Below are 21052 nucleotides of genomic sequence, written 5' to 3'. Positions count from 1 at the left end.
TCGTCATCCTGGGGCGAAGCAAGGAGCGAAGCGACGCGGCGCAGACCCCTGGAGCTGCACCGCAGCCCAAGGGATCCATGGCGTGACCAGGGAGCGTCGCTGCGGTGGAGAATTCTGCTCTGCTGCACTCGCGGCTAAGGTCGCGGCATGGATCCTCGGGTCTCCGCGACGGAGCTTCGCTCCTGCTCCGCCCGTGGATGACGAAGGCGGGGAGGCTACGGCTAACCTCCACGGTCGCATCAAACGTCGATCTTGAGGGCAAAGGGCGTGCCTTCAAAGGCATCGGCGCCGCGCCCGATCACTTCGATTGCCGCGACCATGCGGCCGTCTCGACCAAGCAGCGCGTCGGCCACCGCGATCAGCCGCGGATTGGGCGTCGCCGATGGCGACAGCATCCGCAACGTCCGGGCCAGTTCGGCCTCGTCGCGCTTCGGCGCCAGCGCGGCGGCGATGATATAGGCGGAGGCTGTCGAGCGGCTGATGCCGGCATAGCAATGCACCACCATCGGTCTTGCCCGGTCCCAGCGGCGCGCGAAATCGAGCAGGTTGCGCACATGCTCCTCGCCCGGCATGGTCATGCCATCCTGCGCCACCGCGATGTCGTGCATGACCAGGTGCAGATGGTTTTCCCTCATGATCGAGGCCGGGCGGAGCACATCGGTGCCGGCGGCCAACAGCGACAGCAGCCGCTCGGCGCCGGTCCTCGCCACCGTTTCCTCGACCTTTGCCAGCGAGCAGACATGGATCATGGTTTGATACCTTTCGCTCGATCCTCGCGCCGCGCCGCCCATTCGGCAAGGGCGGATTCGAGCCGCAGCCACTCCTCCTCGTTCCCCGGCAGACCGGCCCGCAGGACGTGCGGACGGTCGGTGAAATGGCGAAGCAGGATGCCGCGTTCGCCAAGTGCTGCAAACAAGCCGGCGGCCTCCGGCAGGCTGAAATAGCGGAACAATGTGGTGCCGCCCGCGACAGGCACGCCGAAACGACCGAACAGTCCGTCGAGCCGAGCCGATGCCTCCGCCAGCGACGCGCGCATGTCGTCCTGCCAGCCGATATCGGCAAGTGCCCGAATGCCATATTCCAGCGCCGAGCCGGCAACGGCCCAAGGGCCGAATTGCGTTTCCAGCCGTTGGGCCGTCGGCGCATTGGCAAGCGCAAACCCAAGCCGCAGGCCGGCCAGCCCGAAAAACTTGCCGAAAGAGCGCAACACGACGATGCCGCCCTGGCCGACATCGCCGGCGAGACTGTGTTGGCGCGGGCCGACATCCATGAATGCCTCGTCGACGACCAGCAGCCCGCCCTTGGCGTGCAAGCCGGCGGCCAGCGCCAGCAGCCAGTCGCGCTCGATGATGCGCCCATCCGGGTTGTTCGGATTGACCACGACGGCAAGGTCGGCGTCCGCCAGATCAGCGAAATCGCTGACTTCGGTCACCTCGTGCCCCGCGATTTCCGCCGCGCGGACATGTTCGGCATAAGTCGGCCCCAGCACGAGCGCCTTGCCCGGCGCGACCAGCGATGCCACGCGCGGCAGCAGGATCTGCGTACCGGGCGCAGCGACGACATTGGCTGGCGAGGGCGCACCATAGGTGCCGGCCGCGATCGCCGTCAGCTCACGCGCCCGCCCCGCTTCCGGCAATCGCGACAGCGAGGTGGCGGGCAAATCGAAAAGCGGGTAGGAGTGTGGATTGATTCCGGTCGAGAGGTCGACGAAAGGCTGAGGGGCGTTGGGGAAAAGCGCCCTTGCCCGGCCGAGACTTCCACCATGGTCCACCGCTCCTTCAAGAAGCTTCATGTCAGTCCTGATCGCTTTCCTGTCATTGGCCGTCGAATCCGCGCTGGGCTACCCCGACTGGCTGTTTCGCGCCATCGGCCATCCCGTGACATGGTTCGGCAGGCTGATATCCTTTCTCGATCGCCGGCTCAACCGCGCCACTGATCCCGACGCGCTGCGTCGCCAACGTGGTGTCCGGGCGCTTCTGGTCATCGTGCTGGTGCCGGCGCTAATTGGCCTGTGCGTGCAGACCCTGCTCGGGTTCGTTCCCTTGGGACTGTTCATCACCGCCCTTCTGGCGACATCGTTCCTGTCACAGCGGAGCCTTTATGAGCATGTCGAGGCCGTCGCCGACGCGCTCGATTCGGGCGGGCTCGACATGGGCCGCGCCGCCGTTTCGCGCATCGTAGGCCGCGATCCCGAAATCCTGGACAGGGCCGGTGTCTGCCGCGCCGCGATCGAGAGCCTGGCCGAAAATTTCTCCGACGGGATCGTTGCCCCCGCCTTCTGGACGGGCGTCGGTGGCCTTGCCGGCGGCGCCGCCTACAAGGCCGCCAACACCGCCGATTCGATGATCGGCCATCGCACGCCGCGCCACGAAGCGTTCGGCAGGGCAGCGGCACGTTTCGATGATTGGATAAATCTGCCGGCGTCGCGGCTGACGGCGCTGCTCATCACGTCGGCGGCTTTCCTGGTGAAAGGCGCCGACGCGAAAGCCGCATGGCAGGCGGTGCGGCGCGACGCGAAAAAGCACCGCTCGCCCAATGCCGGCTGGCCGGAGGCGGCGATGGCCGGCGCACTTGGCCTGGCGCTCGCCGGGCCGCGCAGCTATGGCGGCGTAACGGTCGACGACGCGTTCATGGGCGAAGGCGGCCGGCGCGAAGCCGACAGCATCGACATAAGGCGGGCACTGAAACTTTATCGTGTCGCCGACTGCCTGTTGATCGCGCTGTGCGGGGTGATTTCGGTCGTTGTCATGGTTGTGACCTAACCTTACCCTCCCCCTTGTGGGGAGGGTAAGGAACGCTCAGAACTCGATCCCCTGCTGCGCCTTCACGCCCGCCGCGAAATGGTGCTTGGTCAGCCCCATCTCGGTGACCAGGTCGGCCGCCTCGACCAGCGCCGGCTTGGCGTTGCGACCGGTGACGACGACATGCAGGCCCTCGCGGCGCGCCTTCAGCGCGGCAACCACCTTCTCCAGATCGAGATACTCGTAGCGCAGCGCGATGTTGAGTTCGTCGAGCACGACGAGACTGATCGACGGATCGGCCATCAGCTCCAGCGCCTTGGCCCAGGCGGCCTCGGCCGCCGCGATGTCGCGCTTCAGATCCTGCGTCTCCCAGGTGAACCCCTCGCCCATCGCGTGCCAGACGACGCGGTCGCCGAATGCGGCGAAGGCCTCCTTCTCACCCGTATGCCATTTGCCCTTGATGAACTGGACGACGCCGACGCGCTTGCCGTAGCCGAGCATGCGCAGCGCCAAGCCGAAGGCAGCCGTGGTCTTGCCCTTACCCGGGCCGGTGTTGACGATCAGCAGTCCCTTTTCGACCGTCTTGCTCGCCACCTCGGCATCCTGCACCGCCTTGCGCTTGGCCATCTTGGCGCGGTGGCGCTCTTCGTCCTTTTCGTCGATGTCGGTCATGTCACTTCACCTTGAGCGGCAGCCCCGCCACCATCAGCAGCACTATGTCGGCAATCGCGGCGACCTGCTGGTTGAGGCGGCCGGCGGCGTCGCGGAACCGGCGCGCCAGCGCATTGTCTGGCACGATGCCTTGTCCGACCTCATTGGATACCACGAACCAGGGCCCGCGCGGCCGCGACAGCATGTCAGCCAGCCGCCGGCATTCGCCCTCTACATCATGTTCGGCCAGCATGTGATTGGTCAGCCAGAGCGTCAGGCAGTCGATAAGCACCGGCTGGTCCTCCGGCAAGATCTCCAATGCACCGACAAGGTCGAGCGGTGCATCAATGGTCGTCCAGCCCTCGCCGCGCCGCGACCGGTGCAACGCGATGCGCTGCCGCATCTCGTCGTCATAGGCTTGCGCCGTGGCGATGTAGGTCCATGGCGAAGGCAAGGCCGTCATCAGCGTTTCGGCGTGCGCGCTCTTGCCGGAGCGCGCACCACCGATGATGAAGGTCAGTCTTCCGCGATCAGGCAAAGCTGTCGCGCAGACTCGTCGCGGTGCCGGTGAAGCGTCCACGCACCACGCCGACGGCAGCGCCGAGCACGAGCCAGAAGACTAGGTTGGTCACAGTTACCGCCACCACGAACTGATGATGCAGGCCTTCCGGAATCGGCGTCTCGAAACTGTCGGGCTGCGGCGCGCCGACAATATGCGGCGCGACGATCAACACCACGCCCAGAATCGCCAGCGGCAGCGATTTGCGGAAGGCGATCAGGGCAAGGCCGATCGCCGTTGCCGCCACCGTTGCCGTCCACCAGATCTGGCGCGGCAGAAGCTCGGCGGCAGGCATGGCCGGCAGTTCCGGCGGCAGGCCGAGGCCCGGCGCCAGCGTGAACACGGCAAAGCCGGCCAGTCCCCAGAACACGCCCTGGCGCCAGTTGCCGATGCCGCCGGCGAATTCCGAAACCGCGACCAGGACCAGCGCGAAGCCGATGCCGGTGACGATGTTGGCAAGCACGCTGAAGGCGAAACGCTCGAAGCCGTCGGCCGGCGCCCAGCCTTCCTCTTCAGCCGGAGCAGCTTCAGCGGGTGCCGGCGCCGCGGAGCTCATGGCGTTACCCGCCGGGGCGGCAGCGCTCATGGCGTTGTTGTCGGTCGCGGCCGGTGCGGTATGGTCATGGTGATGGCCGCCGCCGGCCTGTTCGTAGACTTCCGCCTTCAGGATCAACGGCACGGTGGCATAGGCCTGCATGCAGGCGAGAACGACACCGGCCACAAGCCCTGCGATCGCCGCGATGAACACGACGTTGCGAAACAGGTTCATGATGTCAAATCCCTATCAGTGGCAGGGAAACGCCATCGAGTGGCGATAGTCGTGCGCGGCATTGTGGACCGCGTCGATATGCGAGAAACCGACAAAGCCGACGACGAAAATGCCGAGCAGCGCCGCGAGCGCGAGTTGCAAGAGGCGCGACTGCGAGGAGATGGAGGCGCCGAGGGAGACGGAAGCGGTATTCATGTCTTGTCCTTTCACCCTCCACCCGAGGGCATCGAAGTCAGTTTCCTGTCGCCGGCAGGTCTCCTGGCTCGCGGATCAGCGCCCTTCCCCACCTTCCCGAAGAAAATCTTCAGTGGCATATGGAGAGGACTACCGCACACAGTTGCGGGGGCAGCCACGGCATTGGGCAGCAAATCCGCCCGCACCGCATTCCCTCTTGGCTCCAATCGGAACCGACGACGAAGGTGACTATAGGGAAAATCGCCGCATCCGGCAAACCAAATTCCGACGGCGACAAGCGCTTTAGCGCCGTCCGGCCGCTTGCTCCGCTGCAATTGACAATTTCCGTGGCCGGGTGTCGGCTGCCATCCTCACAGGAGGCCAGCCATGCAGCCCGTCCAGAGCCAGCACGCCCCCTACAACGGCCTCACCCGGGCCGAGCCGACATTGCCGTCCTCGGCCTATTGGGATGCGGCGGCCTACCAGCGCGACCTCGACGCCATCTGGTACAGGAACTGGCTGCTCGTCTGCCGTGGGGCCGACCTTGCCCAGCCGCTCGCCTTTCGCACCTTCCGCGTCGGCACCCAGGAGGTCGTCGTGCTGCGCGACGACACCGGCGAGCTACGCGCCTTCCACAACACGTGCCGGCATCGCGGCTCGCAGCTTTGCCAGGAAAGTGCTGGCCGGTTGAAGGCGCGGCTGATCACCTGCCCCTATCACGCATGGTCCTATTCGCTGCGCGGCGATCTCGTACGCGTGCCGTCGAAAACGCTGCCCGAAGGCTTCGACAAGGCGGACCATCCGCTCTATCGCGTCTCGCTGTCGGTCTGGCGCGGCTTCGTCTTCGTCAATCTGGCGGAAGATGCCGCCGGCTCGGCGCACTCATCCTTCGACCAGGCCTCCGGCGATCTCGGCAACTGGCCGCTGGAATCGCTGACATCAGGCCATGTGCTGCGCAAGGTGATGAACTGCAATTGGAAGATCTTCTGGGAAAATTTCAACGAGTGCCTGCATTGCCCCGGCGTCCACAAGGACCTGTCGCGGCTGGTTCCGATCTATGGCCGCGGCCTGATGGGCCGGCATGACGACCCCGAATGGACCCGCCATGCCGACAATGACGCGCCGGAATTTTCCGGCGGGCTGCGGGCGGGTGCCGAGACATGGTCGCGCGACGGCCAGGCGCATGGGCCGGTCTTTTCGGGCCTCACACCGGCCGAGCGCGCCGCCGGCCAGACCTACGCCACCAGCCTGCCCTCTATGTTCATCGTCGGCCACGTCGACTATGTCAGGTCAGTACGGCTGGTGCCGCTTGGCCCCGAGCAGACCGAGTTGACCGCCGAATGGCTGTTCGCGCCCGAGGCGTTGGCCGCCACCGACATCGACAATATCGTCGGCTTCGGCACCCAGGTGCTGGAGGAGGATGCCGCGATCTGCGAGGTCAACCAGAAAGGGCTGCGCTCCATGCGCCACAAGGCCGGCGTGCTGATGCCGGAGGAGTACGACCTTCACCGCTTCCACGACTGGGTGCGCGAACGGCACGCTGCGCTTGTGCCGTAAGCTTCACAGCGACTTCGGCAGATACCGCCAGGTGACATAGCCGCAGACCGCCGCAAGCAGGCCGAGCGTGACGAAAACCGAGCCGAGGCCAAAAAAGGCCAGCACCACTGAATAGACCAGCGGCGGCGTCAGTTCGGAAAAATCGAGATAGGTGCGGTAGACCGCAGCCATCTGCGCGCGCTCGTAAGAACGCACGGAGCGCATGAAGGCGGTCGAGCCCAGCGCGTCGAGCGCGATGGTGAAGAAGGCGCCGCATAGCAGGAAGGCGCCGGTGATGAGCGGCGCGCTTTCGCCGACGGCACCCGCCGCCAGCAGCATCGCCGACATGGCGAAATAGGCAAATGTCATGGTCCTGCGGCCGCCGAAGCGCTTGCCCGCCTTGCCCCAGAAAATCGCCATGAACAAAAGCGCGTTGCCCGCCGAAACCAGAATGCCGCCGGCCAGTTCGCCCTCGCCGGTGATGACCATGAACAGCGGTCCGTAGACGAAGAAGGTCGTCCAGAAGCAGGAGCGGCCGAAGGCGATCAGCCAGGCCAGCCTCAGCCTCGGCTGCGCGACGAAGCGGCCGATATTGGCCAGCGGATTGACCGGGCGCGTCTTGCCCGGCCGGATCGAGGGATTGTCGCCGAGCCGGTAGGTCCAGAACAACGCCAGCAGGGCCAAGGCGAATACGGCGACCGCGCCATGCGCGGCATAGATGCCGAAGCGCGTGTAGAGAAAGATGCCGAGCGTCGGCCCACCCGTCCAGGCAAACATCGACCACGCCATGCGCAGCGATTCGGCCTGCATGAAATCGGTCTTGCGGATGTGGTCCATGATGTAAAGGTTGAGCGTGATCGACAGCGCGCTGGCGCCCATGACACGGCATAGCATGCCGGCCAATTGCCCGGCGAGCGTATGCGTGACGAAGAACAACGAGCCGATCGCCAGCAGGCAGGCGCCCGCCGTGTAGACCCAACGCCGGGCGAAGCGCTGGATCAGCATCGGCATGAACAAGGTCACCGACAGGCCGAGCATCGCCACGATGGTGTAGAGGATCGAGACGATCTGCTCATTGTGGAGGATCTCGTAGGCCTGGATCGGGATGACGCTCGACACCGTGGCGCGAGCGAAGGATTCGACCGCGTAGAGCGAGGCGAAGGTGCGGGCATCCGCGGCCTTGAGGGCCGGTAGCCAGATCGGATGGCGCACATGCGTGGACATTGCTTCCCCAAAGCAGAATCACCAGCCAAATCTGCGGCCATCATTTCGCGACCGGTAACAGGAAACCGACGTGCCCCGGTTAAAACGAAGCCGGTCAAAGGCTTTCCCGTGCTGGCCTAAAGGGGTGCCTGATGCAGCGCCGGCTGACCGTCCGTATCGAAGCTCACGGCCTTCTTTTGTCCGGCGTAACCGTGATAGTCCTCGTGCGGGGCTGAATCAGATCGCGAGACCATGAGCATCCAGACGCCGACCATGCCCGCCGCGGAGTTGCCGAAGACCAAGCGCATCGTCGCCATCGACATGCTGCGCGGCATCGCGCTGATCGCCATGGCGAGCTACCATTTCACCTGGGACCTGGAATTCTTCGGCTACACCGATCCCGGCCTGACCGCCTTCGGCTGGTGGAAGTTCTATGCTCGCTGCATTGCCTCAACCTTCCTGTTCCTGGTCGGCGTCAGCCTGTATCTCGCCCATGGCAAAGAGATCCGCTGGAACGGCTTCTGGAGACGCTTCGCCATGGTCGCCGGGGCCGCGATCGCCATTTCGGTCGCCACCCGTATCGCCACACCGGATGGTTGGATCTTCTTCGGCATCCTGCACCAGATCGCGCTGGCGAGCCTGCTCGGGCTGGCATTCCTGCGCCTGCCGGCGCTGCTCACACTGCTGATCGCCGCGGCCGTCATCGCCATTCCCTTCTATTTTCGGCTGGAATCGTTCGATCACCCCTGGCTGTGGTGGGTCGGCCTTTCCGCGGTCAACCCACACTCCAACGACTATGTCCCGTTGTTCCCGTGGTTCGGGGCGGTGCTTGTGGGCCTCGGAGCGACCAAGCTTGGCTCCGGCTTCGGCGCCTTGGCGCGCCTGGCGGATGTGGCACCCGGGCGCTGGTCCAACCCGCTGGTCTTCATCGGCCGGCACAGCCTGGCCTTCTACGTGATTCACCAGCCGCTGCTGATCGGCAGTGTCTGGTTGTTCTCGCAAGTAATGCCCGCGAAGGTCGAACCCCCGCAGGTGAACTTTCTCAAGACCTGCCAGATCTCGTGCGAGCAGCAGCGCGACAGCAAGTTCTGTTCGAGCTATTGTGGGTGCATGCTGGACACGCTGGAGGGCGAGGCAACGCTTGATCGGCTCTACAAGAACGACCAGACCGCCGAATGGAGAGCGCATCTGGCGGACCTCGCCGGCACCTGCACGGCCCAGACCGACAGCAAGACGGAGGAAGGTGTCGAATGACCGAGACCCCGCCCAAACCTGGGCTGATACCGTGGCCGCCGCTGATCTACATCGCCGCCATCGCCATCAGCATCGCGCTTGGCCTGCTCTTTCCCCTGCCCTGGATCGGCGACCTCCTGGGCGACCTCCTCTACGCGGCCGGCTGGGTGGCGCTGTTCGGCGTCGCCGCACTCTGGTTCACCGCCATCCGCACCATGATGCGAGCCAGGACCACGCTCAACCCCAACGCCGTGCCGGACCATCTTGTCACCTCGGGCCCATTCGCCGTCAGCCGCAATCCGATGTACCTCGCCAACACGCTGCTGTTGATCGGCGTCGCCTTCATCTCCGGGATCGTCTGGTTCCTGCCGCTCGCCTTCGTCGCCGCCTACGTCACGCAGAAGGTCGCGGTGGAAAAGGAAGAAAAGATGCTGGCGGCAAAGTTCGGCAAGAAATACCGCGACTATGCCAAGCGGGTGCGGCGCTGGATTTGATTGGAGGCTGGCTTGGCCGAAACCGCCCCTTCTTCGTCATCCACGGGCGAAGCAGGAGCGGAGCTCCGTCGCGGAGACCCGAGGATGACGATGTTTGGAAGCTTCGGCCAATCCCGAACGTTTCCTGTGGCCACTCACACAAGCCGCCTACGTATTAACCCCCAGCTCGACCAGCCGCTCGACGCAGGATTCCTCTGCCTGGTCCAGCTCTGCCAATGTCTCCTCGAGGTCGCGGCGCTTTTGCCTCAGATCCTCGCGCTTTTCCTCGATGCGCTTGATCATCAGCTTGAGTTGGCCGACCTCGCCGGGCGGTTCCTTGTACATCTGGATGATTTCGCGGATCTCGTTGATCGAGAAGCCGAGTCGTTTTCCGCGCATGATCTGCCGGATCAGGTGTCGGTCGGATGGACGAAACAGCCGCGTGCGGCCGCGCCGCACCGGCTGCACCAGCCCCTCGTCCTCGTAGAAGCGCAACGTCCGCGTCGACACGTCGAATTCGCGCGTCAGCTCGGTGATCGAATAATATTCCCGCATTCTCACCCCATAGCCGGAGACTGGCGATTGCTGCTCTCCGTCCGCCGCAGACCTGCCGGATCGGCCGCAGTCTGCCTGTCGCCGAGCCTCGCACGGCATTTACGTAAAAGTCAATTGAGCCGGATCAATGGACGCCGAACCACCACGTGGCAAGGCCGAGAAAGGCGAAGAAGCCAACGACGTCGGTGACCGTGGTGACGAAAACCGCCGAAGCGACCGCGGGATCGACCTTGAAGCGGTCGAGCAGCAGCGGGATCAGGATGCCGGCAAGGGCCGCAACGAACATGTTGATGATCATGGCCGCGGCGATGATGCCGCCCAGATTGGCATCGCGGAACCAGACGGCGGCGACGATGCCGATCAATATGGCGAAAACGATGCCGTTGATGAAGCCCACGCCCATCTCGCGGCGAATGATGCGGCCGGCATTGTAGATGTCGAGATCCCTTGTCGCCAGCGCGCGCACGGTGACGGTCATGGTCTGCGAACCGGCATTGCCGCCCATCCCGGCCACGATCGGCATCAGCACGGCGAGCGCCACGATGCGCTCGATCGTGTGGTCGAACAGGCCGATCACCGATGCCGCCAGGAAGGCGGTCAGGAGATTGACAAGCAGCCATGGAACACGCGAACGCGAGGTCGAAAAGATGCTGTCGGAAAGCTCTTCGTCGCCGACGCCGCCCATGCGCAGGAGATCTTCCTCGGCTTCCTGCTGAATGACGTCGACGACGTCGTCGATGGTCAGCACGCCGACCAGCCGCTCGTTCTCGTCGACGACGGCGGCCGACAGAAGGTCATATTGCTCGAACTCCCGCGCGGCCTCTTCCTGGTCCATTGTGGCCGGAATGGCGTGCCGCGTCTCATGCATGACCTCCTCGACCTTGACCGAGCGCTTGGTGCGCAGGATCTGGTCGAGGTCTATGGCGCCAAGCAGCTTGAAGCTCGGGTCGATGACGAAGATCTGGCTGAAGCGGTCGGGAAGGTTCTTGTCCTCGCGCATGTAGTCGATGGTCTGGCCGACCGTCCAGAACGGCGGCACTGCGACGAACTCCGTCTGCATGCGCCGCCCGGCGGTCTCCTCGGGATAGTCGAGCGAGCGGCGTAGCCTGATGCGCTCGGTAAACGGCAGTTGCGACAGGATCTCGTCCTGGTCCTCCGGTTCGAGGTCCTCGAGGATGTAGACCGCGTCGTCGGAATCGAGTTCCTGCACCGCCTGGGCAATCTGCGCGTTGGGCAGATTGTCGACGATGTCCATGCGGATCGCCTCGTCGACCTCGGTCAGCGCGGAAAAATCGAAGTCGGCCCCCAAAAGCTCGACAAGGGCGCGCCGCTGGTCGGGATGCAGCGCCTCGATCAGGTCGCCCATTTCCGACTGGTGCAGGTCGTCGACCTCACGCTTGAGCGTGAGCGTATCGCGGTCGGCGATCGCCGCGCCGATCTGGGCGAGAAAGGACGAAAGGACAGCGCCGTCCTCACCGTAGATGTCGGCGCGGTGTTCGTCAGCGACCCCAGCGCCGGTCGTCCGTTCGTCCTGGCCTTCCACCAGCGCCTCCCGCCATTGCAATCCTGGAAAAGGTGCGTCTCAGGTCTAGAACATCGGACCCGAAAGGGGAAACCGGTTTCGGGAAAATCCGACGCTCAAAAGAAACTGGCGTAACGCGCGGGAATATCAAACGAAATGCGCGGTCCGTTGGGCTGGAGGTGCCGCTACAAATGAGATTCCCGGAAGAGAGAATGGTGCGGTCGAGAAGACTCGAACTTCCACGGGTTGCCCCACAGCGACCTCAACGCTGCGCGTCTACCAATTCCGCCACGACCGCACGTGGTAGGAGCCGGAACCGACCGGCTCGCGGCGTGTAGCAAATCGTTTCCGGCGAAACAAGTGCGCCCCGAGCATTTAATCGCTGGGAATTGCCATAACGGATCAAAGCGTCAAAATGCACCGCGAACTGGACGTTTCGGCCCGATATCGCCATATGGAGTACAACAAGAGACATCCCATGCCAGAACGCAGCCAGATCGCCACGTCGTTCCTGCCTTTGCCCGGTTCGGCGCCCGTCGAATGGGCGATCGAGCCCGGCCTCACCGCCTACCCCGAGGCGCTTGCCTTCATGGAGGCGCGCGCCGAAGCGATCCGCAGCGGGGCCGCCGGCGAGATGGTCTGGCTGGTCGAGCATCCGCCCCTCTATACCGCCGGCACCAGTGCGCGTAGCGAGGACCTGATCGACGCCACCCGGTTCCCGGTGTTTTCGGCCGGCCGCGGCGGCGAATACACCTATCATGGGCCGGGCCAGCGCGTCGCCTACGTCATGCTCGACCTGAAACGCCGCCGCGAGGATGTGCGCGCCTTCGTCGCCGCCCTCGAACAATGGATCATCGGCACGCTCGCCGCCTTCAACGTCAATGGCGAGCGCCGTGAGGATCGCGTCGGCGTCTGGGTGGTGCGGCCCGATCGCCCTGCCCTCCCGGACGGCTCTGCCGCCGAGGACAAGATCGCGGCAATAGGCATTCGGCTCAGGCGCTGGGTGAGTTTTCACGGCATCGCCATCAATGTCGAGCCGGACCTCGGCCATTTCAGCGGTATCGTGCCGTGCGGCGTGCAGGACCATGGCGTCACCAGCCTCGTCGATCTCGGGCTGCCGGTGACGATGGCCGATCTCGATCTGGCGCTGAAATCAGCGTTCGAGGATGTCTTCGGCCCGGCTACGGCCTTGCCCTTGGAAACAGTCCGCGAGGCCGGCTGAACGCTTTCCGGACAGCTCAGATCAGCCGTGCGGACGCCCAGAGCACTCCATAGCCGTGGATGACGAACACCGCCAGCAGCGCGCCGGCGATGACGAAACGGTCGGCTGTGCGGATCGGCTTCAGTTCGTGGCGCGGCCTCACCCCGCTGCCCGCAGTCAGAAGGCTGAGGATTGCAAAGACCGCGCCGGCCGCGAGCAGAAAGCCGGTGGAAAAGCCGGCCTGCCAGCCAAGCGCGAGGAAGGCCGAGAACAGGAAAAAGGAGGCCAGCGCCAGCGCGACCGGCCCCGGGCAGATCTGGCGCAGCACCTGGCCGCCATCGAATTTCCACACCGGCACCAGATTGGCGATGTTGAACAGGGCAGCACAGCCCGCCAGTGTCGCCAGCAATGTCGCGGTAAGCCAGTGCCCTTCCGCGCTTGCAAACGTACTGCCCATCATCGCCAACGGCACCAGGAAAGCAGAGAACCCGGCGCCCATCAGCGCCACGAACGCGACTTCGAAACGGCTGTCATAGGGCCGGCCGCCAATGGCGACGCCGCCGAGGAGCGGGATGAAGATCATGCGCGCCCTGCGATGGCCCATCAGGCGGAATGCCGCCATGTGGCCGAGCTCGTGCAGGGCGACAACGGAAGTCAGGATCGCGGCCAGCGCCAGCCCGCCGCGGTGAAGCCCGAAGAACGGCCACAGGATGAATGCCGAGAGGGCGGCGAAGCCGAGCTGGCTCAGCGGATGTTCGAACCAGCCGCCCTTGCGATACCGCCCTGTCCTGGCCCAGCCATCCAGCTTGGCGAGTTCGCGGCGCATGGCGAAATAGCGGAACACCAAGAAGGCCACGCCGCGGTAACGGTCGGTCTGGGTGAGCGTCACCCGGGTGGCCTCGCCAATCGAGACCAACTGCGCGGTTTCCCGATAATGCGCCCAGAAAGACGGATCGAGCGCCGTGTCCTCGATGACGCGCATCGAAAAGCACCTGCCATGCACGACATTCTCGAGCAGGGCCTTGCGTTCGATCGGCTGGCCGTCCCGGCCCTCCCAGGACATTCTGGTGCGGACCAGTCCCTCGCCCAGCATCTCTGCCGAGAGGATTTCGCCGGACCAGCCGGCATTGCTCCCGAGCGGCCACAGCGCCTGCCACAGGCGCTGCCGGTCGGCCGCGACCGTGCGGCTGAGCCTGATGGTGCGCAAACCAAGCGGCACGCTCATCAGGAGAAAAATCAGCCCGAGATTGCTGGCCACGAGGAAGGCGGTGACGATGGGCGACACGCGGCGCTCCTGCTTTCAGGAGCGATACCCTAGCGCCATGGCGGCAAGAAAGGCTTAACGGCAAGACGGACTTTCGTCCGCCGGAACAAAGACGGCAGACACCGTCACCTCACATGGCTCCGATCCAGATCGCCATGGAAATGAGGAAGGTGCTCATGCAAACCAGCGAGATGACATCCTGAACCAGATCGGTCATAACTCTCTCCTGTTGTTGATATGTTCGCAATTTGTTCTAATTTTGTCTCAAAGTCAACGAGCAGAATCCGTCCGCAGCCGGAATCTTCGAGCGATCCAACCGGCAGGGTTAAGAAAAGGTTGATGGTGCGGGACCTATCAACAGGTCAGGAAGATGTCGGCGCCGCTATCGTCCCGCAGCGTATGGATGAGCGCCTGCTTGCACTCAATCCTAGTCGAGACAATAGTGGGTAAGCTGTACGACTGCCGAGTGATGGACGTGGGGCAACACGAAGGCGCCAATCAAGCTGATCGCTGGCGAAAGCGCATGAGGCAAGGCCGCCGGTGGCGCCTCTCGCGCAACTTTGTAACCTGGCTGCTCATCCTGGTGATGATCGCGATCTCTTCCACCCTGATCGCACTGAAGGCTCATTGGCGGCTCTGATCTTGAGGGACTCCCGGAAAGATCAGTATCCCTGATGGCAAACTAAACTCGCGGAAATCTCACTGGACGTAGTTAAGATTGGACCCGATCTCGCAGCGGACATCGAGGTGCCCCTAAAGCGGTACCACCTTGCCCTCGGCCAGGGTGACGCGCCGGTCCATGCGCGCTGCCAGCTGGTGATTATGGGTGGCGATCAGCGCCGCGAGGCCCGATTGCCGCACCAATGCCTCCAGCGCCTCGAACACATAGGAAGCAGTGACCGGGTCGAGATTGCCGGTGGGCTCGTCTGCCAGCAGCACCAGCGGCGCATTGGCGACCGCGCGGGCGATTGCCACGCGCTGCTGCTCGCCGCCCGACAGTTCGGACGGCCGGTGCGATGCGCGCTTGCCGATCTGCATATAGTCGAGCAACTGCGCCGCGCGCTCGGCCGCCTCCTTGCGCGGCAGCCCTTTGATAAGCTGCGGCATCATGATGTTTTCCAGCGCCGAAAACTCCGGCAGCAGATGGTGGAACTGGTAGACGAAGCCGACATCGTTGCGGCGGATCGAGGTGCGCTCGTCGTCGGACAGCCGGCCGCAGGCCCGGCCGGAGAGAATCACGTCGCCGGCATCGGGCCGCTCCAGGAGCCCTGCCGTATGCAGCAGCGTCGATTTGCCGGTGCCGGACGGCGCCACCAGCGCCACCATCTCGCCGCGCTTCAGCGAGAAGTCCGCACCGTTCAGGATGGTGAGCTTGCGCGGCCCCTGGACATAGTGCCGCTCGACGCTCTTCAATTCGATAATGGCCTGCGCCATCATTCGTACCTCAGCGCTTCGACCGGATCGAGGCGGGCCGCCCGCCATGCCGGAAACAATGTCGCCAGGAACGACAGGCCGAGCGCCATGATGACGACATAGGTCGTCTCGCGCGGATCCATCTTCGCCGGCAACTGACTGAGGAAATAGAGCTCCGGATTGAACAGCACCTTGCCGGTCATCCAGGAGAAGAACTCGCGGATCGATTCGATGTTGAGGCAGATGACCACGCCGAGCAGCACGCCGGCGATGGTGCCGGTGACGCCGATCGCCGCGCCCGTCATCAGGAATATGCGCAGGATGGCGCCGCGCGAGGCGCCCATGGTGCGCAGGATGGCGATGTCGTGTCCCTTGTCCTTCACCAGCATGACCAGCCCGGAGATGATGTTGAGCGCCGCCACCAGAACGATCAGCGTCAGGATCATGAACATGACGTTGCGCTCCACCTGCAGGGCGGAAAAGAAGGTCTCGTTGCGCTGCCGCCAGTCGACGAGGTCAATGGGTCGCTGCGCCGCCTCTTCCACCTTCGGTTTCAGCGCGTCGACATCATCGGGATTGTCGACATAGATCTCGATCGTCTGGGCTCGCCCATCCATGTTGAAATAGAGCTGCGCCTCCGAAAAAGGCATGTAGACGATGGAGGCGTCATATTCCGACATGCCGACTTCGAAGATCGCCGCGATCTTGTAGCCCTTCATGCGCGGCGTCGTGCCGAGCGGCGTCACGTCGCCGTCCGGCGAGATCAGCGTGATCGTGTCGCCGAGCGCCAGGCCGAGATTCTCCGCCATGCGCTTGCCTATGGCGACACCCTCGCCCGTGTCGAAATCGGCGATCGAGCCTTGCTTGATATTGCTGGCGACGATGGCGATCTTGCCAAGGTCTTCGCCCCTGATGCCGCGTACCAGCGCACCGGAGCCGCCGCCGATATTGCCTTGCGCCAGCACCTGGCCGTCGATCAGCGGAACGGCGTATTTGACGCCGGCCACGCCGTTGATGCGGCCGGCGACCTGCGCATAGTCCTCGAGCGGCGAATCCAGCGGCTGCACGATGAGATGGCCGTTGACGCCGAGGATGCGGGTGAGCAGCTCGGCCCTGAACCCGTTCATGACGGCCATCACCACGATCAGCGTCGCCACCCCCAGCATGATGCCGAGAAAAGATATCGAGGCGATGACCGAGATCACCGTCTCCTTGCGTCGCGAGCGCAGATAGCGCCACGCCACCGTGCGTTCGAAGATGGAAAACGGTCCGGCGCCTGCCGGTCTGGCTGCCGCCGCCTCGCTCATGCGGCGGCACCGAAGCGTTTTTTCGCATCGGCGATCGGCAGCGTCACGCGCTCGCCGGTCTTGCGGTTCTTGATCTCGACCTCGCCGGCGGCCACGCCGCGCGGTCCGACGATCACCTGCCAGGGCAGGCCGATCAGGTCGGCGGTGGCGAACTTGCCGCCCGGCCGCTGGTCGGTGTCGTTATAGAGCACATCCTTGCCGGCGGCAGTGAAAGCTGCGTTGAGTTCATCGCAGACGCGGTCGCAATCGGCATCGCCGGCTTTCATGTTGATCAGGCCGAGATCGAACGGCGCCACCGCTTCCGGCCAGATGATGCCGTTCTCGTCATGGCTGGCTTCGATGATCGCCGCAACCAGCCGCGACGGCCCGATGCCGTAGGAACCGCCGGAAGCGAAATGATCCTTGCCGTCGGGCCCGGTCACCTTGGCGCCCATCGGCTTGGAGTATTTCTCGCCGAAATGGAAGATATGGCCGACTTCGATACCGCGCGCCGAAACCTTGTCGCTGTCGGGAACCTCAGCCCAGGCCGCTTCGTCATGCATTTCGTCGGTCGCCGCGTAAGGCGTCGTCCAGGTCTTGACGATGCCTGATATCTCGGCGTCGTTGGAGAAATCGGTGTTGGCTCCGGGCACGCCGAGCGACAGATAATCGCGATGGCAGAACACCTGGCTCTCGCCGGTGTCGGCCAGGATGATGAATTCATGGCTCAGATCGCCGCCGATCGGGCCAGTGTCGGCCCGCATCGGGATCGCCTGCAGGCCCATGCGGGTGAAGGTGCGGAGATAGGACACGAACATCCTGTTGTAGGCGGCTCTCGCGCCTTCGAAATCGAGATCGAAGGAGTAGGCATCCTTCATCAGGAATTCCCGGCTGCGCATGACGCCGAAGCGCGGCCGCACCTCGTCGCGGAACTTCCACTGGATGTGGTAGAGGTTGAGCGGCAGGTCCTTGTAGGACTTTACATAGGCGCGGAAGATCTCGGTGACCATTTCCTCGTTGGTCGGGCCGTAAAGCATGTCGCGGTCCTGGCGGTCCTTGATGCGCAGCATCTCCTTGCCGTAGTCGTTGTAACGGCCGCTTTCGCGCCACAGATCGGCCGACTGGATGGTCGGCATCAGGATTTCCAGCGCGCCGGCGCGGTTCTGTTCCTCCCGGATGATTTGGCAGACCTTGTCCAGGACCCGCTTGCCCAGCGGCAGCCAGGAAAAACTGCCCTGCCCCTGCTGGCGGATCATGCCGGCGCGCAGCATCAGCCGATGCGAGACGATCTCCGCCTCGCGCGGATTCTCTTTGAGGATGGGCAGGAAATAGCGCGACAAACGCATGGACTGGTCCGTGAATGAGGAGGCCGCGCCAGAATCGGTGCGACGCAGGCTTGCTTGCCCCGGCTTCATAGCCATTTCATGGCACAATGGGAACCCGGACGCATCGACCCGGAAAACGGAAATTCAGCTTTCGAACGGGCGTGGTGCGCGGAATGAAAAGGGTTTTGAGCACCACTCGCCCGCGCCGCGAATGCTGGACGATCGAAGGAGCCACGGTTGCATAAAACGCCCTGCTGGTGGTTTCCCAAGCAAAGCCTGCCATACTATTGTGCAGTGCAGCACGAGAATGCCCGTTTCAAGGCAAAATTCTTCGTGACATTTTCATTTCCGTTGGGCTAATGTGCCCCGATAACCGAGAGAGCAGAGAAAAATCTGTTCTCCTACGCGGTCAAAGTCTTGGGAGGATGCGATCTAGGCGCGGTTACTCGCTGCCGCCGGAAACCGGAAACAGATCGGACGCGTTTAAATTGCAAGGCCTTGTGCCTTGCATTTTTTTTGTGCAATCACCTGCTTAGCGCAATGCGTTGCCAAATCACCTTACCCCGCGTCATGATTTTTTGAAGCCTGAACAGGTACGCCGGCGCCGAATGGCGGCGCGGCCTCGCCCGAGCGCAAGAGCCCAGTTTGAATGCTGCTATTTTGCCGTGGCCTGGCCGAATTCCGGCACGATGTGCGGGATGTCGTTGAGGCTATATCCCAGCCCGTGCGTCAGGCCGTAGAAAATGCCCATGAGCACCGCCGTGGCGACGGTGGTGCGGATCACCGCACGCAGCATATGTGGTCCGCGCGGCGCGCTCGGCACCGTGCCCAGCGTCACGTCACGGTCGTCATCCTGCGTCCTGACGCTGAACGGCAGAACGGCAAACAGCACCACCCACCAGGTCGCGAAAAACAGTGCGGTGAACGAAACCCAGCTCATGATTGCTCCAGTTCGATCAGCGTGCCGAAGAAATCCTTCGGATGCAGGAACAGCACAGGTTTGCCATGCGCGCCGGTCTTCGGCTTGCCGTCGCCCAGAACCCGGGCGCCAGCTGCCTGGAGCCGGTCCCGCGCGGTAAGGATATCGTCGACCTCATAGCAGAGATGGTGCATTCCGCCCGACGGGTTCTTCTCGAGGAAAGCCGCGATCGGCGAGCCCTCGCCGAGCGGCTCCAGCAACTCGATCTTGGTGTTGCCGACATTGACGAACACCACGGTGACGCCATGCCCGGGCAGCGCCTGCGGTTCGCTCACTTCGGCGCCTAGCGTGTCGCGATAGCAAGCGGCAGCCGCAGCCAGATCCGGCACCGCAAGCGCGACATGGTTCAGGCGTCCAAGCATAGAGCGCTCCGCTTTAGGGGAGTAAGGGAGTAGGGCAGTAGGGGAAATGAGACTGAAGAAAGTAACTACTCGTTCTTCCCTACTCCCCTACTGCCTTACTCCCCTATTCCCTTATTCGTCACCGCGTGACGAATACAGTCACCAGCGGTTTCTTGCCCCAGGCTTCGTTGGCGGCGCCGCGTACGGCACGGCGTACCGCCTCCTGCACCAGGTCGAGGTCTTTTCGGCGCTGACGGGGGATGGAGTCCACCGCGCCGATTGCCGCATCGATCATCAGGTCCTCCAGCGTCTCGCCCCTGGCGTCGGCCTCGGCGACGCCGATTGCGACCAGATCGGGATCGCCGGCGAGCTCATACTTCTCGTCCAGCACCACATTGACCGCGACATGGCCGGCAAACGACAGTTTGCGACGATCGCGAATGCCCATCGCCTGGTCGGTGCCGATCAACCTGCCGTCCTTGTAGATGCGGCCGAACGGCACCTGGTCGATGATCGTGGCAGGGCCGGGAGCAAGCCGCAGCATGTCGCCATCGCGCACCTGCGCCACCTGGCCGATGCCCGACGTCGACATCAGCGAGCCCTGCGCCACCAGATGCGCGGCCTCGCCATGCACGGGAACGCCGATCTGCGGCCGTACCCATTCATACATCTTGCGCAATTCGCTTCGCCGCGGGTGGCCGGAGACATGCACCAGCGCATCGCCGTCCTCGATGATCTTGATGCCGAGGTCGACGAGGCGGTTCTTGATTTCGAGGATCGCCTTCTCGTTGCCGGGAATGGTGCGCGAGGAAAACACCACCGTGTCACCGGCCGTCAGCGACACCGACTTCATCTCGTCGCGCGACAGCTTGGCCAGAGCCGCCAGCGGCTCGCCCTGGCTGCCGGTGCAGATGACAACCAGGTTTTCGCGCGGAATGAAGCCGAAATCCTCCTCGGCGATGAACTCCGGCAAACCATCCATGTAGCCGAGCTCGCCGGCGACATCGATGACGCGCTTCAGCGACCGGCCGAGCACCAGGCACTGACGGCCGGCATCGCGCGCCGCCTTGGCGATGGAAACGATACGGCCGACATTGGAGGAAAAGGTGGTGACGGCGACGCGGCCCCTGGCGGCCTGAATAACCCCTTTCAGCCCCTCGCCGACCGCGACTTCCGATGGCGATTCGCCTTCGCGCATCGCATTGGTCGAATCGCAGACCAGCGCCAGCACGCCCTTGTCGCCATAGGCGCGGAACCGCGCTTCGTCGGTCTTGGGTCCGATCGTCGGCGCCGGGTCGATCTTCCAGTCGCCGGTGTGGATGACGGTGCCTGCCGGCGAAGTGATGGCCAGCGACATCGGTTCGGGTATCGAATGCGCGACCGGGATAGCCTCGATTTCAAACGGACCGACGGTGAATTTTTCGCCCGCGCGGTAGATGGTCAGCGGGATCTTCGGCGCGCCCTGCTCGCCCTGGCGCTTGGCTTCCAGCAGCCCGGCGCTGAACGGCGTCATCCACACCGGCGCCTTGAGCCTCGGCCAGATATCGAGCAGCGCGCCATAGTGGTCCTCATGCGCGTGGGTGATCACGATACCGCGCAAATTGGCGATGTTCTCCTCGATGAAGCGCGTGTCGGGCAGGATCAGGTCGACGCCCGGATGCGCCGCATCGGGAAAGGTGACACCGACGTCGATGACGATCCACTCGCGCGCGCTCGGCGGACCATAGCCGTAGAGAGCGAAGTTCATACCGATCTCGCCGACGCCGCCCAGCGGCACGAAGACGAGTTCGGCGTTTTCCGCTTTCGCCATGATTTTTTCCTTCCTGG

Annotated in this window: 22 protein-coding genes, 1 tRNA gene and 1 riboswitch; of the genes, 6 read left to right on the top strand and 17 right to left on the bottom strand. The window is 64.0% G+C overall.

Translation table 11 applies throughout. The features are described from left to right. Nucleotides 1–239: 239 nt before the first annotated feature. Both LB532_RS07795 and cobD read right to left on the bottom strand, forming a co-directional pair. A complete protein-coding gene (locus tag LB532_RS07795) occupies nt 240–749 on the bottom strand; it encodes a tyrosine phosphatase family protein (RefSeq protein ID WP_140639076.1) in 510 nt (169 codons plus the stop codon). Further along, nucleotides 746–1792, bottom strand: a complete 1047-nt coding sequence (gene cobD / locus LB532_RS07790; RefSeq protein WP_140639077.1) for a threonine-phosphate decarboxylase CobD — start codon at nt 1790–1792, stop codon at nt 746–748. Before cobD ends, LB532_RS07795 begins: the two co-directional genes overlap by 4 nt. Between cobD and cbiB the strand changes: the two genes are divergently transcribed. Then, the gene (gene cbiB, locus LB532_RS07785) at nt 1791–2762 is read left to right on the top strand and encodes an adenosylcobinamide-phosphate synthase CbiB (protein ID WP_140639078.1); all 972 of its coding nucleotides are present in this window, start codon (nt 1791–1793) and stop codon (nt 2760–2762) included. The genes cobD and cbiB overlap by 2 nt on opposite strands. A gap of 36 nt (nt 2763–2798) precedes the next feature. Here the strand turns inward: cbiB and cobO are convergent, their stop codons facing one another. The 4 genes from cobO to LB532_RS07765 are packed head-to-tail and all read right to left on the bottom strand — an operon-like array spanning nt 2799 to nt 4915. After that, entirely contained in the window at nt 2799–3413 is a 615-nt protein-coding gene (gene cobO, locus LB532_RS07780; RefSeq protein WP_140639079.1) for a cob(I)yrinic acid a,c-diamide adenosyltransferase, read from the bottom strand. 1 nt (nt 3414) lies between these two features. Further along, complete coding sequence (gene cobU / locus LB532_RS07775; protein WP_140639080.1) at nt 3415–3930, bottom strand: bifunctional adenosylcobinamide kinase/adenosylcobinamide-phosphate guanylyltransferase; 516 nt, start codon at nt 3928–3930, stop codon at nt 3415–3417. Beyond that, on the bottom strand, nt 3923–4720 hold the full coding sequence (locus LB532_RS07770; RefSeq protein WP_140639081.1) for a CbtA family protein: 798 nt from the start codon (nt 4718–4720) through the stop codon (nt 3923–3925). The genes cobU and LB532_RS07770 overlap by 8 nt, the downstream gene beginning before the upstream one ends. A gap of 15 nt (nt 4721–4735) precedes the next feature. Then, entirely contained in the window at nt 4736–4915 is a 180-nt protein-coding gene (locus LB532_RS07765; protein WP_140639082.1) for a CbtB domain-containing protein, read from the bottom strand. 35 nt (nt 4916–4950) lie between these two features. Further along, nucleotides 4951–5147, bottom strand: a riboswitch (cobalamin riboswitch). Nucleotides 5148–5281: 134 nt separating this feature from the next. Between LB532_RS07765 and LB532_RS07760 the strand changes: the two genes are divergently transcribed. Continuing rightward, nucleotides 5282–6451, top strand: coding sequence for an aromatic ring-hydroxylating oxygenase subunit alpha (locus LB532_RS07760; RefSeq protein WP_140639083.1), 1170 nt, complete (start codon nt 5282–5284; stop codon nt 6449–6451). 3 nt (nt 6452–6454) lie between these two features. On the opposite strand, the gene LB532_RS07755 is transcribed toward LB532_RS07760, so the two are convergent. Beyond that, nucleotides 6455–7654: an MFS transporter gene (locus LB532_RS07755; RefSeq protein WP_140639084.1), complete on the bottom strand. Its 1200-nt coding sequence runs from the start codon at nt 7652–7654 to the stop codon at nt 6455–6457. 231 nt (nt 7655–7885) lie between these two features. Between LB532_RS07755 and LB532_RS07750 the strand changes: the two genes are divergently transcribed. Together LB532_RS07750 and LB532_RS07745 are read left to right on the top strand one after the other, a co-directional pair. Further along, a complete protein-coding gene (locus LB532_RS07750) occupies nt 7886–8887 on the top strand; it encodes a DUF1624 domain-containing protein (RefSeq protein WP_224556603.1) in 1002 nt (333 codons plus the stop codon). Further along, entirely contained in the window at nt 8884–9360 is a 477-nt protein-coding gene (locus LB532_RS07745) for a methyltransferase family protein (RefSeq protein ID WP_140639086.1), read from the top strand. Before LB532_RS07750 ends, LB532_RS07745 begins: the two co-directional genes overlap by 4 nt. A 147-nt stretch (nt 9361–9507) precedes the next feature. Here the strand turns inward: LB532_RS07745 and LB532_RS07740 are convergent, their stop codons facing one another. The 3 genes from LB532_RS07740 to LB532_RS07730 all read right to left on the bottom strand — a co-directional run bounded on the left by LB532_RS07740 (nt 9508) and on the right by LB532_RS07730 (nt 11714). Further along, the gene (locus LB532_RS07740; protein ID WP_006203215.1) at nt 9508–9894 is read right to left on the bottom strand and encodes a MerR family transcriptional regulator; all 387 of its coding nucleotides are present in this window, start codon (nt 9892–9894) and stop codon (nt 9508–9510) included. A gap of 124 nt (nt 9895–10018) precedes the next feature. Beyond that, nucleotides 10019–11437 carry a magnesium transporter gene (gene mgtE, locus LB532_RS07735; RefSeq protein ID WP_140639087.1) on the bottom strand — a complete coding sequence of 473 codons (1419 nt, stop codon included), beginning with the start codon at nt 11435–11437 and terminating at the stop codon, nt 10019–10021. Nucleotides 11438–11629: 192 nt separating this feature from the next. Next, a tRNA-Leu gene (locus tag LB532_RS07730) sits at nt 11630–11714 on the bottom strand. Nucleotides 11715–11894: 180 nt separating this feature from the next. Here LB532_RS07730 and lipB point away from each other — a divergent pair. Further along, complete coding sequence (lipB, locus tag LB532_RS07725) at nt 11895–12638, top strand: lipoyl(octanoyl) transferase LipB (RefSeq protein ID WP_140639088.1); 744 nt, start codon at nt 11895–11897, stop codon at nt 12636–12638. Nucleotides 12639–12654: 16 nt separating this feature from the next. Here lipB and LB532_RS07720 read toward each other — a convergent pair whose 3' ends face one another. Next, on the bottom strand, nt 12655–13902 hold the full coding sequence (locus LB532_RS07720) for a site-2 protease family protein (RefSeq protein WP_140639089.1): 1248 nt from the start codon (nt 13900–13902) through the stop codon (nt 12655–12657). Between the two features lie 421 nt (nt 13903–14323). On the opposite strand from LB532_RS07720, the gene LB532_RS07715 reads away from it, so the two are divergent. After that, nucleotides 14324–14521, top strand: coding sequence for a hypothetical protein (locus tag LB532_RS07715; protein ID WP_140639090.1), 198 nt, complete (start codon nt 14324–14326; stop codon nt 14519–14521). Between the two features lie 113 nt (nt 14522–14634). Here LB532_RS07715 and LB532_RS07710 read toward each other — a convergent pair whose 3' ends face one another. The 6 genes from LB532_RS07710 to LB532_RS07685 all read right to left on the bottom strand — a co-directional run bounded on the left by LB532_RS07710 (nt 14635) and on the right by LB532_RS07685 (nt 21035). Further along, nucleotides 14635–15315: an ABC transporter ATP-binding protein gene (locus LB532_RS07710; RefSeq protein ID WP_140495870.1), complete on the bottom strand. Its 681-nt coding sequence runs from the start codon at nt 15313–15315 to the stop codon at nt 14635–14637. Beyond that, nucleotides 15315–16601 carry a lipoprotein-releasing ABC transporter permease subunit gene (locus LB532_RS07705; RefSeq protein WP_140639091.1) on the bottom strand — a complete coding sequence of 429 codons (1287 nt, stop codon included), beginning with the start codon at nt 16599–16601 and terminating at the stop codon, nt 15315–15317. Before LB532_RS07705 ends, LB532_RS07710 begins: the two co-directional genes overlap by 1 nt. Continuing rightward, complete coding sequence (gene proS / locus LB532_RS07700; protein WP_140639092.1) at nt 16598–17926, bottom strand: proline--tRNA ligase; 1329 nt, start codon at nt 17924–17926, stop codon at nt 16598–16600. Before proS ends, LB532_RS07705 begins: the two co-directional genes overlap by 4 nt. Nucleotides 17927–18560: 634 nt before the next feature. Next, on the bottom strand, nt 18561–18845 hold the full coding sequence (locus tag LB532_RS07695) for a DUF1467 family protein (RefSeq protein WP_140495592.1): 285 nt from the start codon (nt 18843–18845) through the stop codon (nt 18561–18563). Beyond that, nucleotides 18842–19246 (bottom strand): methylmalonyl-CoA epimerase, encoded by a 405-nt coding sequence (gene mce / locus LB532_RS07690; protein ID WP_140639093.1) that lies wholly within the window; start codon nt 19244–19246, stop codon nt 18842–18844. The genes LB532_RS07695 and mce overlap by 4 nt, the downstream gene beginning before the upstream one ends. A 118-nt stretch (nt 19247–19364) precedes the next feature. After that, nucleotides 19365–21035, bottom strand: a complete 1671-nt coding sequence (locus LB532_RS07685) for a ribonuclease J (protein WP_140639094.1) — start codon at nt 21033–21035, stop codon at nt 19365–19367. Nucleotides 21036–21052 lie beyond the last annotated feature (17 nt).

Source organism: Mesorhizobium sp. ESP-6-2 (assembly GCF_020164675.1).
Taxonomy (GTDB): Bacteria; Pseudomonadota; Alphaproteobacteria; order Rhizobiales; family Rhizobiaceae; genus Mesorhizobium.
The sequence above is the reverse complement of the archived record's forward strand: the minus strand, read 5'-3'. Positions and strand labels throughout refer to the sequence as shown.